Raw genomic sequence first — 14570 nt, 5'->3', positions numbered from 1 at the left:
TTAGACAAAAAAGGGCATACATTGTATGCCCTTTCTTATTTGAAAACAGTCCCTTAACCCGAGTTACGCATACCAGCTGCTATACCGGCGATAGTCACCATCAAAGCGCGTTTAATACTGTCGTTGACCGTTTCAGGCGCATGCCGCACCCGGTTTAATAATTCCACCTGCAAAATATGCAGCGGGTCGACATAAGTATTTCGTAGCATAATAGACTCACGGATCCAGGCTTCATTGGCCATCAGCGTATCGCTTTGGATCAGCTTTAACAGCAAAGCAGTATCTGCAGCCAGCTGCTGACGCAATTGTAAACCTAAAGGCAACAAATGCTCCGGCACCAGTTTTTCATCGTAATAGGCGGCAATTTCTGCATCCGCTTTTAAATACACCATTTCCAGCATCGACAAACGGGTGGCGAAAAATGGCCATTGTGCCCGCATCTGAGCCAATAACTCGGTTTTTCCTTGCTCAACAACAACAGCCAGCGCATTACCAGCACCCAACCAGGCCGGTAACATCAGGCGGTTTTGCGACCAGGCAAAAATCCATGGAATGGCACGTAAACTTTCAACACCGCCATTAGGATTCCGCTTAGGCGGACGACTACCCAGTGGTAACTGGCCCAGCTCCAGCTCAGGTGTGGCAGCACGGAAATAAGGCACAAAATCCGGGTGATGGCGCACCACTGCGCGATAAGCGTCACAAGAAACTGTCGCCAATTGTTGCATCAACTCACGCCAGCTTTGCTCTGGTACTGGTGGCGGTAACAATACCCCTTCCAGCACAGCACTGGCGTACAAGGCTAAACTACGCTGTGCCAGGCCATTTAAACCAAACTTAAAGCGGATCATCTCGCCTTGTTCAGTCACCCGCAAACCACCTGCCAATGAACCAGGTGGCTGAGATAATATAGCGGCATGTGCCGGACCACCACCACGGCCTATAGTGCCGCCACGGCCATGGAATAAAGTCAGTTGTACTTTGGCTTGCTGGCAAATAGCGACCAAAGCTTCCTGTGCACTGTACTGAGCCCAGGCGGCAGCAAAAGCACCGGCATCTTTGGCTGAGTCAGAATAGCCAATCATCACTTCCTGACGGCCGTTGATATAACCTCTGTACCAATCAATGGCCAGCAACTTACTGATACACTCCGGCGCATTGGTTAAATCGGCCAGGGTTTCAAACAGAGGAGCCACCCGCATTGGGAAAGTAATACCAGCATCTTTCAGCAGTAACTGTACAGCCAGTACATCTGAGGGTTTACCGGCCATTGAAATCACATAAGTAGATAAAGCTTCTGGCCCGTGACGAGCCACTATGTCGCAGGTATCCAGCACTTCTTTTACTTCAGGGCTTGGCGACCAGTTGCGGGGAAATAAAGGTCTTTTACTACTTAGTTCATTCAGTAAAAATGCCTGACGGGCCGGTTCATCCCATTCAGCATAATCACCAATACCCAGATAGCGGGTAAATTCGCTGAATACGGCAGTATGACGACCAGATTCCTGCCGCACATCAAGCTTCAGCAAAGTTAAACCAAAGGCATAAGCACGACGAATAGTGTCTTTTAATAAGCCTTCAGCCACCACCTGCATTTTGCAGTCGAGCAGAGACTGATAGCACAGCAGCAAAGGCTCCAACAACTGCTGATTGTGCCAAATCAGTCCCTCAGGTCGTTGCAATCTGTCATGTTTTAACGCTTCGGTTAGCCAGTCTCTGGTGTGCAGTAACTTATAGCGGACATCATTCAGCAACTTACGATAAGGCTCTGACGCCTCCCCAACGACGGCACGTAATGCATCGTTGGCTTGATTCATTGACAGTTCGTTCGCCAGTATATCCAAGTCACGACTAAATAAATCCGCAGCTTTCCAGCGACTTAACAACAGTACCTGACGCGTGACCTTTGCTGTGACAAAAGGGTTACCATCCCTGTCTCCTCCCATCCAGGATGAAAAACGAATAGGAGCAGCGTCTAACGCCAAACCATGACCCAGCACAGGGATCAAAGCAGTATCCAAATCTCGGATAAACTCCGGAATAGCATCCCAGAGTGAGGTTTCAATCACAGCAAAACCAGACTTAGCCTCATCTACTGGCGTAGGTCGTTGTTCGCGGATTTCGTTGGTGTGCCAGGCCTGAGTGATCAGCTGATACAAACGGTTTTCTGTTTTTTCCTGCTGCGCAGGCGCTAAATCCTGCTCCAATTCTGCCAGGCAAGATGCAATCTCAGTCAACTTATGGATAAGGGTACGGCGAGTGACTTCTGTCGGGTGAGCAGTCAGCACCAGCTCGATGGATAAATCGGCCACGGCCTGCTCAATCCGGCTTTTGCTGACATTTTTATTCTGCAACAGCTGCAATAACTCAGCAACAGGCTCAGGCTTTTCAATAGAAGCACGACCAGCTTTACTGATGGTATGGTGCTGCTCGGCTAAGTTAGCAAGATTTAAGAACTGTGCAAAAGCGCGGGCAACCGGCAGAATTTCCTGATCCGTTAAACTGGCCAGCACTTGTTTCAGTTGCTGATCCTGCAGCTCTGTGCCCTGCCTTGCTTCTTTGGCTACAGCACGAATTTGCTCAATACGTTCTAAAACCGCATCACCTAATTGATTGCGGATGGTGTCACCCAGCTGGGTACCCAACAATCCGACATTTGCCCTCAAGGCAGCATATTGCGACATGTTCCACTCTCCTCGTTGCACTGCCTGCAGTTTCGTACTGCGGTTTCTATCCCCTTCATACTTGAAGCCGTAGCTTTGTTGACTTCGCGCTCTCGCCCCAGTCACATAGGACAACTATGCTCCTGAAATCTCTCGCACTTGTCGCCTGCCTGCTACTCCAATTACTTTGGGTATTTTTTTGTTCAGACCCACCCTAACGGGTATTTGTTTAGTGCTCAAGCCTGATAGATTACAAAACCACCAACAAAATAGAAAGCCAGAAGTTTAGAAGTCTAAATATTCCATCAAACATGGTTCAGAATTTTAAAAGTGAGGAAGCTATTAAGCCATAGAGTTTGCTCACCCTGTCACAAAGTGAGCAAGAGTCAGCGCTGGAGATCACCAGCGCCAGAATTTAAATCTTTTGGGTTCAGCCTGTTCTACTAACACTGCATCTGTAGGTTCAGGCGCATGCAAAGCAGACAAATCCACAGCTACAGTGCCATCGGCCTGCCACGGATGCTGTAACTGATGGCCAGCCACAGCTGCTGACGCCTGAGCTTCTGTTTCGCCGGCAAGACGAAAGGCATAAGAGGCTATAGGTGGCCCTATAGTTTCAAACACTGTAACAGCGCCAAGCACTATGGCACTGATCACCGCCGCGTGTTCCGGCACCAGTTGGCTGGAGCTTTGCACTAAACCTATCGCCAAGCCGGCCATTGGGATCAATAATAAACCCGAAGAGGCCCCGGTGCGGACTGTTTGCCCCAACAACACAGAACTGACACTGACACCAAACCACTTGGCAGCACAACGCACCGCCACCAAAGCCATAATAACAGGGGCAAAAGCCACTAGTTCGGCGAAGTGCAAATTGGCACCAGCAAAGACAAATAACACAATAAAAAACAGCTCAAAAGCACTGCCAAACTCCAGCGCAGACACCACCTCTTCGCGCTCCATACTGCGCACCACAATACCCACTACCAGTGGTGCGAACAGCGCGGAGAGTTTTAATTGCTGAGCCAACCCCAGACATAACATCAAAGCCCCAACCACCAGGGCCAGCTTGTATTGCACGGCAGTTTGCGTTCGGCTGGTCAGAAAATGCAAGCCATAAGCAATAGCTCCCCCCAACAAAGCAGAGCCTAACAATAAATACATAGGCTGCAACACAATCTGTTGCCAACCTGCGTCCTGTTCAGCCAGCAAGACAGGCACAACAAAAGCAAAAGCGAGGAAAGACAGCAGGTTATTCAAAGCAACTAAGGACTTGGCAGTCTCAGTGACCGGACCTTTGGCTCCAACTTCATGGGCAACGTGCAATAACACTGCTGGGGAAGAAGACACCAAAATAGCGGCGATGAGCGCGGCTAAGACGAGTGGAATTTGAAATAACCACAACACAGTAAAGACCGCGCTGAAAGTTAACGTACTTTCTACCAGAGCAATCACCAGCAAACGCGGTGACTGACGCAGAAAGCGTAAATCAAGCGAAGAACCCAGCCTGTATAAAATCAAAGCCAGCGCAATATCGATCAGAATGCGGGAATCTTTCAGCACCGATTCAGTCAACAACCCCAAACCACTAGGGCCGACTAAAAATCCTACCAACATAAAACCTGTGATACTGGGCAACCAGGAAATGCGGTGTGCCAGATATCCCCCTAAACTGCCAATCAACAGCAGCAGACCAAAGGATGACAGCGGCGTAACAGTCAATGGCCAGGCCGGTAAAAATTCCATCCCAAACTCTCCATGGCAAAACAAAAAAACAAAATCAGCCGATTAGCTTATCATAGCCCTATGACTGCATTGTGTGTTGATGTGGCCAAAAGATCCAAACTGCAATTTCAGCTCCGTATCAGACGGCACCTGCACTACGCCAGCGTAAGAGCCAGTGATCACCCATTCGCCTTGTTTTAAACCAATACCCTGACTACTTAAATTGTTCACCAGCCAATACAAAGGCAGTAGCGGGTCCTGATTAGGGTGTTGAGCCTCCAACCTCTGTTGTTGACCTGAATACTCCAGCACCAGCTCAAACTTTTCAGGCACGCCATGTTCAGCTACAACAGGGCCAATATATAAACCCTGATTAAATAAACCTGCCGCCAGTTGATCTAAAAATTCTACACCAGCATCAGCTCTATAAGGCCGGATGATCAGCTCCAGCGCCAGATGAGTGGCACCAATCGCAGCTTTTACCTCAGCTTCGCTATAAGGTTCGGCCCGGGCAGGTAAATCGGTCGCCAGCAAAAACGCCAGCTCAGGTTCAATGCTGTACTGCTCTGACTGTTGTTCAAACAAGCAAAGCTCGCCTTGTTGCAGATTAGCTATAGGCGCCAGCACCCATTTATCCGGAGCAGGCAGTCCGGCTTTCCACCCCACAACAGGCCAATCCAATTCAATAAAGAGCCATTGTTGAATCGCAAAAGCTTCAGACAATGAAGTTGGACGCAGTTCTGCTGGTAATAAAGGTGCAGCTTCACCACGACGACGGTACTCTGCCAACCAAGCCGCAGAGCGTTGAATATTTTCTGGAGTCACACTAAAAATCCTTCCGGCAGTAATGAGCAGTCGCTATGAAGCTTTGTACTTTAAGCTGCAAGCGGCTGCAGTTCAATGCCGGCATCAGAGCTTTCCGCAGCTTCAATTCCTCTGATCCGCTCCAATTTCTGACTACCTTAAACAAAAAAAGCACCCGAAGATGCTTTTTTGCAAACAGACAACAGCCTTAGATTTGCGACTGAATATAGTTGGGTAAGCCAATCAGCTTGATCAGGCGCAGCTGTTGTTCCAGCCAGTGCGCATGATCGTTCTCCGTGTCGTCCAGTAAGGTCATCAGCAAATCGCGGGTGACGTAATCCTGCACAGATTCACACAGAGCTATGGTCTTTTTCAATAAGGCGCCTACTGCGTATTCCACGTTTAAATCGTTTTGCAACATGGAAGGCACGTCAGTACCGACCTGCAGCGGATCACGCTTGGATAAATCCGGTGTGCCTTCTAAAAACAAAATCCGTTCAATCAAGGCCGCCGCATGCGCTTTTTCATCCGTCACTTCGTGATCGATACGCTCAAACAGTTTGCTTAACCCCCAGTCATGGTACATGCGGGCATGGATAAAATACTGATCCATAGCACTGAGTTCGTTCGACAGCAGCTCGTTTAAGGCTGCGATAACCTGTGTATTACCTTTCATTGTTAGTCTCCTGAACCCATTTGGCTTTGTAGGTAATTTTCCAAACCTACTAAAGCAATTTGTTGCTGCTGAGTGTCAATCCAGTCGACATGCTCTTCCTCATGCTCCAGAATTTCCTGCAGTAACTCGCGGCTGACATAATCCTGGTGCTGTTCACATAATTTGATGGCGTCACGTAATAACGGCAGCTGGTCGTGCTGAAAATCCAAATCACACTGCAGCATTTCTTCGGTATCTTCACCAATACGTAATTTGCCTAAAGCTTGCAGGTTTGGCAGGCCTTCGAGGAATAAAATACGCTCAATCAGCTCATCTGCCTGCTTCATATCTTTGATCGATTTTTTGTAACACACTGAATTGAGCTGAGCCAAACCCCAGTTTTTATAGATACGGGCGTGTAAGAAATACTGGTTAATAGAGGTTAACTCTGAGGTCAGCACCTCGTTGAGCTTAGCGAGCACTAAAGGTTGGCCTTTCATAGCTGGTACCTGCAGATTCAAAATTTGTGTTTATTCTAGCCGAAAACCCACCGAAATCAACAAAAAACCAATAAAATCAATGAGATGGCATTGCGAATGGTTCGCTTTAGTGCCAGAGTTCTTGCTAAGTTTTTGTAATGTCCCACAAATCAGTCACTTAAAGCTTTTATCCGCTGGTTGCGCTTCTGTTCTTTTCATCGGCCGAATACAACTGTTCAGCCTGATACTGCGTAACCAGAGTTAAATCAGATATACTCGGCGTCACACTGAGCCGTTGTGACAACAAAGCAGGCAGTAAGGCTGGAATTTATGAGTCAAACAGAAAAGAAAAAATCATCAGGTTTTTTAGTGAATCTGATATTCAATATTGTTATTCCTACGCTGATTTTGAGTAAATTAAGCGAAGATCATCAATTAGGCCCGGTGTGGGCTTTAGTGGTCGCTTTAGCTTTTCCATTGGGTTTTGGATTGTGGGAATTGCAACAAAGTAAAAAGGTCAACTTTTTATCTGTACTGGGTGTGATTAGTGTACTACTGACTGGCGGTATTAGCTTATTGCAGCTTGACCCAGCCTATATCGCGATAAAAGAAGCTGCTGTGCCAGGTATTATTGCGCTGCTGGTGTTAGTTAGCCAACGCAGTAAGTATCCTTTGGTGAAGAAAATCTTGTTGAACGATGAACTAATGGATTTAGCCAAACTGGACGCCAGTTTAAAAGCCCACAATGCAGAGCAGTTGTTTGCGAGCAAACTACAAAATTGTGCCTATTTGGTGGCGGGATCTTTTGTCGTATCCTCGGTACTGAATTATGGTCTGGCGAAGTACTTATTGGTGAGTGCACCCGGTACTCCTGCTTTTAATGAAGAGCTGGCAAAGATGACAGCTCTGAGTTTTCCGGTTATCGCTTTGCCTTGTACCGTGATGTTAATGGTGGCTATTTGGTATCTGTTTAGTCAGATAGGCAAAGTGACAGGCGAAAGTATTGAATCCTTTCTCCGACAATAACAGACAACAACATCAGGCGCTGTGATTACAGCGCCTGATGAAAGCGCTCGAATGCCGCAATTAAATCGGCAATTAAATCGTCGGTATCTTCCAGACCTATATGTAAACGGATCAGCGGGCCTGAATAAGGCCATGGGCTGGCGGTCCTGAGTTTTTGAATACTTAAATTCGGAATAATCAGACTCTCGTATCCCCCCCAGGAAAAACCCATCTTAAAATGTTGCATACCTTCAATAAACGCAGCCACAGCTTTGGCATCACCTTGTTTTAGTACAAAAGAAAACAAGCCATTGCTGCCAATGAAATCACGCTGAAAAATCTCATGTCCTGGGTTTTCAGGCAAAGCCGGATGACGTACAGTCTCGACTTCAGGTCGTTGTTGTAACCATTTTGCCACTATGAATGCATTGGTTTGATGCTGAGCTAAACGTACCTTCAGAGTCCGCAGACCACGGCTGGCTAAATAGGCATCATCCGCCGACGCACAGTAGCCCATCAGGTAGCTGTACTCACGCAGCTGTGGCCAGTGTTTTTCGTTGGCCGTGGCGATACCCAGCATGGCATCGGAGTGGCCCACTATGTATTTAGTGGCCGACTGAATACAAACATCAACACCCAGACCATAAGCATCCAGCAGCACAGGAGTGCCCCAGGTATTATCCAACATCAAGACTGTATGATGAGCTTTGGCAACAGCACTGATAGCCGGAATATCCTGCAACTCCATGGTCAGAGAACCAGGAGACTCCAGGAAAATCACTTTAGTATTGGCTTTGATCAGCGCACTGATGCCTGCCCCAATCAACGGATCGTAATAAGTAGTTTCAATGCCTAAACCAGCCAATAACTTATCGCAGATAGCTCGAGTGGGCTCGTAGACAGTATCGACCATCAGCAGATGATCGCCTTGCTTTAAAAAGCTCAATAAAGCCGCGTTAATAGCAGCAGCGCCACAAGGATATAAAGCACAGCCGGCTGAACCTTCCAGATCGCAAATGGCGTCCTGTAACGCAAAATGAGTGGCTGTCCCACGGCGGCCATAATAAGGCACTCGATCACCACGATGCGCTGTCGCATGCTTTAGCTCGGCCATAGTATCAAATACAATAGTGGAAGCTCGTACTACGGGCGGATTAACCGCAGAGCCAGTCCATTCTTTACCACGGCCCGCATGGATTAGTTGAGTTGCTTTTTTCATCAGAAAAACCTTAGACATCCAGATGTCTGACAATCTACAGCGAATTGATAATTAACGCCAGACCTGGATCTCTGAATGACTCAGTAGTTTTTCCAACTGCGGTTTAGCAAAGTAATACCCCTGAAACCAGTCAATACCTGCATGAGCCAGATAATCCAGCTCCGCTTTTGTTTCGACGCCTTCAGCCAATACTCTGGTTTTTAACTCGCAACACACGGTCAAAATCCCCTTCAGGACAGCTTGCTTTACAGTGTCCTTGTCAATATCCCGGATCAATCCCATATCTAACTTCAACACAGCTGGTCGTAACGAAGTCAGCCAGGCTAAACCGGCATAACCAGAACCGAAGTCATCAATCGCAGTAATAAAACCACGTTTGGCATAGCTTTCAAAAATACGTTTTAATTTAGCCTGATCGGTAATTTGCTCGCCTTCCGTCACCTCAAACATAATTTGAGTGATATCAAAGCCGAACATATCGCCAGCCTCAATAGTGGCGCGAATACAGGTTTCAGGGTTATAAACAGCGTTAGGTAAAAAGTTAATGCTGAGCAATTTTTTCAGCCCAAGTTTAGAGGCTGTCTCGATCGCTTTCACACGGCAAGCCTGGTCAAAGTAGTATTTATTGTTATCGTTAATCTGCTCAAAAACCCAACCTGCACCTTGCCCTTCGGGTCCACGCACCAAAGCTTCATAGCCGACAATCTCTTGCGAAGACCAATCGATGATCGGCTGAAAAGCCATACGGATCTCAAAACCTAAAGATTGGCCACTTAAGCAGTCCATGCAGCTTTGTTGTTTGATTTGTTCTGGAAAATCCATAAAAGTAACTCAAAAAGCAATGGTTTAACTATCACATTAGATGACCACAGCTAGTGAATGCAAGTTAACTGCGCTCAGTTCGACAAAAAGGCTGGTGAAATCAAATTGGTCTTAGTTTGCGTTCAGGCCGTATTGGCCTTGTTGTAACCACAGTACAGACTGGTTTGCCCAAGTCAGCCATGTATAATAGTCCCATATCAAGCAGAGCCAGAGCCTTATGAAATACAAAGACCTGCGTGACTTTATCAGTCAGCTGGAGCAACGCGGATTGCTCAAACGAATCTCGATGGAAATCGACCCTTATCTGGAAATGACTGAAATAGCGGACCGTACCTTGCGTGCGGGTGGCCCTGCCTTGTTATTTGAAAACCCTAAGGGCTTTGATGTGCCAGTACTCGCGAACCTGTTTGGCACACCAGAACGCGTTGCTTTAGGTATGGGTCAGACTGACGTGGCCGCTTTACGCGAAGTGGGTAAATTACTGGCTTTTCTGAAAGAGCCCGAGCCACCAAAGGGCTTAAAAGATGCTTTCAGCAAGTTTTCTATCTTCAAGCAAGTGCTGAATATGCCTGCGAAAGAAGTCAAACGCGCCCCTTGTCAGCAAGTGGTGCTTTCGGGCGATCAGGTGGATTTAAGCAAAATTCCAGTGATGACCTGCTGGCCTGGCGATGCAGCGCCTTTGATTACCTGGGGTTTAACAGTCACCAGAGGCCCTCATAAAGAGCGGCAGAATCTGGGGATTTACCGCCAGCAAGTGCTAGGTAAAAACAAAGTTATTATGCGCTGGTTATCCCATCGTGGCGGTGCCTTAGACTTTTTAGAATGGCAAAAAGCAAACCCGGGCCAACGCTTTCCTGTCTCCGTCGCCTTAGGCGCAGATCCAGCTACTATCTTAGGTGCAGTGACTCCAGTACCTGATACCTTATCTGAATACGCCTTTGCCGGTTTATTACGCGGTGATAATACCGAAGTGACTCGTTGCATCAGCAACGACTTGCAAGTACCAGCTTCTGCAGAATATGTATTAGAAGGTTATATCGAGCCAGGTGAAATGGCGCCTGAAGGCCCTTATGGCGACCATACAGGCTATTACAACGAGGTCGACTCCTTTCCTGTCTTTACTGTGACTCATATCACTCACAGAGAAAAGCCGATTTATCACAGCACTTACACTGGCCGTCCACCAGATGAACCGGCGATTTTAGGTGTGGCGCTGAACGAAGTTTTTGTGCCTATTCTGCAAAAGCAGTTTCCGGAAATTGTCGATTTTTATCTGCCACCCGAAGGTTGCTCCTACCGTATGGCGGTTGTGACGATGAAGAAACAATACCCTGGTCATGCCAAACGCGTGATGATGGGCGTTTGGTCTTTCTTACGGCAGTTTATGTACACCAAGTTTGTGATTGTCTGTGACGACGATATCAATGCCCGTGATTGGCAAGATGTGATCTGGGCTATCACGACCCGTATGGATCCAGCTCGTGATACCACCTTAATCGAAAATACGCCGATCGATTATCTGGACTTTGCTTCACCAGTGTCGGGTTTAGGCTCGAAAATGGGCTTAGACGCTACCAATAAGTGGCCAGGCGAAACCACTCGCGAGTGGGGCGAACCTATAGTGATGGATCCGGCCGTTAAAGCCAAAGTAGATAGTATCTGGGCTGAACTGGGTATACTACCAGCTGAGCAGGTCGCTCAAACACTTAAAGTACCGGGTCAGAAATGAGTCATCAGGTAACGATACAACCCAGTGGCCTGAGTTTTCAGGTGGACAGTAACGAAACCATTCTCGATGCGGCTTTGCGCCATGGCATCGACTTTCCGTTTCGTTGCAAGCAGGGAGTTTGCACCTCCTGCGTCTGCCGGCTGCGCTCTGGCTCTGTGTCTTATCTGCCACCCGAACCTTTGTCTGATCTGGATAAAGCGCAGAACTTTACCTATTGTTGTCTGGCTTATGCCGAGTCAGATTTGACCTTACACCACCCTTTTATTCGTGGCTAAGCCGCAGGATTATTCATGACCAAAGTGATTTGTACCGTCGATAAAATTCAGCCGTTGACCTCTGGAGTGCATCAGGTTCTGCTGACGCCACAACAAAAAGTAGAGTTTAAAGCAGGACAATATTTACAGTTGTGCTTAACAGAGCAAGACAAGCGGCCTTTCTCTGTCGCCTCAATTCCTGGTCAAACTCAACTTGAGCTACAAATTGGCGGTGCTGTGGCTGATCAGTATTCAGGTCAGGCTCTAGCCCATCTGCAAAGCAATGATCAAGTGACTGTAGAGCTAGGCTTAGGTCAGGCCTTTTGGCGCGAAGACAGCCATAACCCTATTTTGTTGCTGGCAGGTGGCACAGGTTTTTCGTATGTCTACAGCATAGCTCAAGCGATAGCAGCAGCTGGCGTGAAAAGACCGGTATTTTTATACTGGGGCGTGCGTCATGAAGAAGCCTTGTACCATATGCCTGAATTGCAACAATGGGCCTCTACCCATCATGACTTTAAGCTGGTGCCCGTAGTGCAAAGTCCATCCGATAACTGGCAAGGCCGCTCTGGTTTAGTGCATCAGGCGGTGCTGGAAGATTTTGTCTCACTGGAAGCTTACGACATCTACATCGCAGGCCCTTTCCCTATGGTGGGTGTAGTACGGGATGCTTTCCTTGAGCAAGGTGCAAGACGCGAACAAATGTTTGCCGATGCTTTTGCTTATATCTGAGTAATCCACTCATTAATAAAACAAAAGGGCCGCTTTATTTAAGGCGGCCCTTTTTATTTATGACGGCAAAACGCTATTTCTTGTATTTATTAAACCAGTAGGTGATATAAGCTGGCTTAGCCATCATATTACTGGGTCTGATATGGATGCCATGCGAAGCGCCAGGGATCCGCACCATAGCGGTTTCAACACCCCGTAATTGCAGCGCCTGATAAAACTGCTCAGTCTCAGAAATAGGTGTTCGGTGATCGGATTCTCCCGTCATCAGCATGGTTGGCGTTTTGACATTACCGACGTAGCTGATAGGGGAATATTTCAGGTAATGTTCTGGTTTTTCCCACGGCATGCCCGGGAACCAGTACTGGCTGAAGTAATTGTACATATCGGCATTGAGGACAAAACTAAACCAGTTAATCACAGGGTTGACCGCCACTGCGGCTTTAAATCTGTCGGTATGACCCACTATCCAACTGGTTAACAAGCCACCACCACTACCCCCAGTGACAAATAACTGCTCTGCATCGATAAAACCTTTAGCGACTGTGGCATCTACAACATCCATCAGATCGTTATAGTCTTCACTTGGAAACTTATGATGGATCAGATTGGCGAATTCCATACCATAACTAGTGCTGCCACGAGGGTTGGTATACAACACCACATAACCCTGGGCCGCCATCAACTGCAATTCCATCGCAAAGACAGGACCATAGGCGGTGTGAGGGCCACCGTGAATTTCCAGAATTAACGGATACTTTTTAGTTTTATCGAAGTTTGGCGGCAAAATCAGCCAGCTTTGTAACTTGCGTTGATCGACAGAAGAAGTCACCCAAAACTCTTCCACTTCGCCTATATCACGGGATAACTGCAAGTCTTTGTTCAGTTCGGTCAGTTGCTTCTTTTTACCGTCCTGCCATAAAGCAAGCTCAGCTGGTGCCTGAGTCGACATCTGGGTATAGGCGATGTCACCATCCTCCGACACTGTAAAACTGCCGCCGGTGTAAGGACGGCTGTACGAGCTGCCACCGACCTGATCAACCAGCACTTTGCGTTTACCGTTCAGAGGCTGTAAGGCAATTTTCCCCTGAGCCTCGTCGTCGTACTGGATATAAAGTGCATCGCTATCGCCACTCCAACTAAAGCTATCAATAGCCCGGTCTAAATCTGTAGTAAGGGCTTTAACTTCACCAGACTGCAGATTTTTAACGTAAAGCTGGTCGGCCTGATGCGCCAACTTTTTATCGTCATAGCCTAGATAAGCTAGCCATTTACCATCAGATGATAGAGCTGGAGAGTGATCTGGGCCAAAACGATCGGTGACTTGAGTCAGGTTTTTGTCGGCAATAGTCAGCTTGTACACTTCACTATTCTGGGCCTGAGCTCTTTTATCTGATTGACGATTGGCTGAAAAATAAAAGGCTTTGCTGTCGTTTTGCCAACTGATTTCACCACCGTGATCAAAATCTCCGCTGGTCAGCTGTATAGGCGTGCCACCCTCAGCAGCCATCAGATAAATGTGTCTGTATCCGGCAGGTAAATAACCACGGCCATCAGCACGGTATTGCATAGTATCGATATAAACAGGAGCTTTGGCCCAATCATTTTTCTCAGGCTTACCAGGTAAAGTCACCGGACTAGCAACTTTTTTCGGCGTAAACATGGAAAAAGCTAACCATTTGCCATCGGGTGACCAGCTTAAACCGGTAGGAGTTGCTGGTAAATGACTGACCTGACCGCTTTGACCATTGTCCATCCAGCGAATATGGATCTGTTGCTTACCAGAAGCAGATGAAATAAACGCCAGTTTTTTGCCATCTTCTGACCATAACGGTGAGCTGATATCGGCTTGTTCTGATACTAAAGGTCGTAGTTGGCCTGTCTTCGTCTCACTTAGCCATAAAGAGCCAATACGTTTATCCAGCGCCTGATCAAAACGATTACGCACAAAGACTACCTGATCACCATTACTGCTGATCTGCGGTTCGGATACAAACTCTAACTGGAAGACATCTTCATACTGCAAGGGTTGTTGTGTTGCTATTGCACTCAGACTGATACCTGAAATGGCTGCAAAAACAGCAGTTTTGATAAATAAATGCACCTGGACCTCGTTATTCTGATTATGGGTTGAGCAAATACTAGGTTGGGTTGGATGGCTATTGCCAGAGTGATGCGGCTAATGGGGGTGTTTTGGGGTTGGGTCTTGGTGAAATCAGCTGTAGGGGCGTTCTTTGTGGGCCGTTGTGGTTTAGTTTTGTTTGATAGTTGAGCGGATTTGTTCTGAATTTGGGTGCGGTGAACTACATTGCTCACCCCATCCGTGGGGTTCTGGGTCAGGCGACAGCATGCCGTCTTGTCCGGCCTTTCGCAGAGCTCAAGGCGTGAAACAGGCGTGACGCAAAACTGTTTGCGTCCCGTTTTTCCTGTTTCACCCTGGCGACCGCCTGTGGCAACGCAAATAAGCAAGGCCTTCTGGCTTAATT

At 47.5% G+C, this 14570-nt stretch carries 13 protein-coding genes; 4 read left to right on the top strand and 9 right to left on the bottom strand.

All coding sequences use genetic code 11. From position 1 onward, the window contains the following. Positions 1 to 53: 53 nt before the first annotated feature. The 5 genes from ppc to bfr (IEW88_RS15675) all read right to left on the bottom strand — a co-directional run bounded on the left by ppc (position 54) and on the right by bfr (IEW88_RS15675) (position 6347). Positions 54 to 2684, bottom strand: a complete 2631-nt coding sequence (gene ppc, locus IEW88_RS15695; protein ID WP_147904982.1) for a phosphoenolpyruvate carboxylase — start codon at positions 2682 to 2684, stop codon at positions 54 to 56. Positions 2685 to 3062: 378 nt separating this feature from the next. Beyond that, the gene (locus IEW88_RS15690; protein ID WP_147904981.1) at positions 3063 to 4409 is read right to left on the bottom strand and encodes a cation:proton antiporter; all 1347 of its coding nucleotides are present in this window, start codon (positions 4407 to 4409) and stop codon (positions 3063 to 3065) included. A gap of 42 nt (positions 4410 to 4451) precedes the next feature. Continuing rightward, entirely contained in the window at positions 4452 to 5213 is a 762-nt protein-coding gene (locus IEW88_RS15685) for a fumarylacetoacetate hydrolase family protein (RefSeq protein WP_185148635.1), read from the bottom strand. Positions 5214 to 5400: 187 nt separating this feature from the next. Then, the gene (bfr, locus tag IEW88_RS15680; RefSeq protein WP_053423403.1) at positions 5401 to 5868 is read right to left on the bottom strand and encodes a bacterioferritin; all 468 of its coding nucleotides are present in this window, start codon (positions 5866 to 5868) and stop codon (positions 5401 to 5403) included. A 2-nt stretch (positions 5869 to 5870) separates the two neighbouring features. Beyond that, positions 5871 to 6347, bottom strand: a complete 477-nt coding sequence (gene bfr, locus IEW88_RS15675; RefSeq protein WP_046518918.1) for a bacterioferritin — start codon at positions 6345 to 6347, stop codon at positions 5871 to 5873. Positions 6348 to 6656: 309 nt separating this feature from the next. On the opposite strand from bfr (IEW88_RS15675), the gene IEW88_RS15670 reads away from it, so the two are divergent. Continuing rightward, entirely contained in the window at positions 6657 to 7352 is a 696-nt protein-coding gene (locus tag IEW88_RS15670) for a VC0807 family protein (protein WP_147904979.1), read from the top strand. 25 nt (positions 7353 to 7377) lie between these two features. Here the strand turns inward: IEW88_RS15670 and IEW88_RS15665 are convergent, their stop codons facing one another. Next, positions 7378 to 8550: a cystathionine beta-lyase gene (locus IEW88_RS15665; RefSeq protein ID WP_147904978.1), complete on the bottom strand. Its 1173-nt coding sequence runs from the start codon at positions 8548 to 8550 to the stop codon at positions 7378 to 7380. Positions 8551 to 8601: 51 nt separating this feature from the next. Beyond that, positions 8602 to 9372 (bottom strand): EAL domain-containing protein, encoded by a 771-nt coding sequence (locus tag IEW88_RS15660; RefSeq protein ID WP_147904977.1) that lies wholly within the window; start codon positions 9370 to 9372, stop codon positions 8602 to 8604. A 217-nt stretch (positions 9373 to 9589) separates the two neighbouring features. Here IEW88_RS15660 and ubiD point away from each other — a divergent pair, with 217 nt between their 5' ends. The 3 genes from ubiD to fre are packed head-to-tail and all read left to right on the top strand — an operon-like array spanning position 9590 to position 12087. Continuing rightward, complete coding sequence (ubiD, locus tag IEW88_RS15655; RefSeq protein ID WP_147904976.1) at positions 9590 to 11101, top strand: 4-hydroxy-3-polyprenylbenzoate decarboxylase; 1512 nt, start codon at positions 9590 to 9592, stop codon at positions 11099 to 11101. Further along, positions 11098 to 11376 carry a 2Fe-2S iron-sulfur cluster-binding protein gene (locus IEW88_RS15650; protein ID WP_147904975.1) on the top strand — a complete coding sequence of 93 codons (279 nt, stop codon included), beginning with the start codon at positions 11098 to 11100 and terminating at the stop codon, positions 11374 to 11376. The genes ubiD and IEW88_RS15650 overlap by 4 nt, the downstream gene beginning before the upstream one ends. Before the next feature lie 15 nt (positions 11377 to 11391). Beyond that, a complete protein-coding gene (gene fre / locus IEW88_RS15645) occupies positions 11392 to 12087 on the top strand; it encodes an NAD(P)H-flavin reductase (RefSeq protein ID WP_053423409.1) in 696 nt (231 codons plus the stop codon). A gap of 73 nt (positions 12088 to 12160) precedes the next feature. On the opposite strand, the gene IEW88_RS15640 is transcribed toward fre, so the two are convergent. Together IEW88_RS15640 and IEW88_RS18715 are read right to left on the bottom strand one after the other, a co-directional pair. Next, positions 12161 to 14188 (bottom strand): S9 family peptidase, encoded by a 2028-nt coding sequence (locus IEW88_RS15640; protein WP_221411444.1) that lies wholly within the window; start codon positions 14186 to 14188, stop codon positions 12161 to 12163. Next, positions 14134 to 14570, bottom strand: a 437-nt coding sequence (locus tag IEW88_RS18715; RefSeq protein ID WP_229670544.1) for a hypothetical protein, incomplete at its 5' end; no start/stop codon positions are given. The genes IEW88_RS18715 and IEW88_RS15640, both read right to left, overlap by 55 nt.

This window comes from Rheinheimera tangshanensis, from assembly GCF_014645135.1.
Lineage (GTDB): Bacteria > Pseudomonadota > Gammaproteobacteria > Enterobacterales > Alteromonadaceae > Pararheinheimera > Pararheinheimera tangshanensis.
The sequence above is the reverse complement of the archived record's forward strand: the minus strand, read 5'-3'. Positions and strand labels throughout refer to the sequence as shown.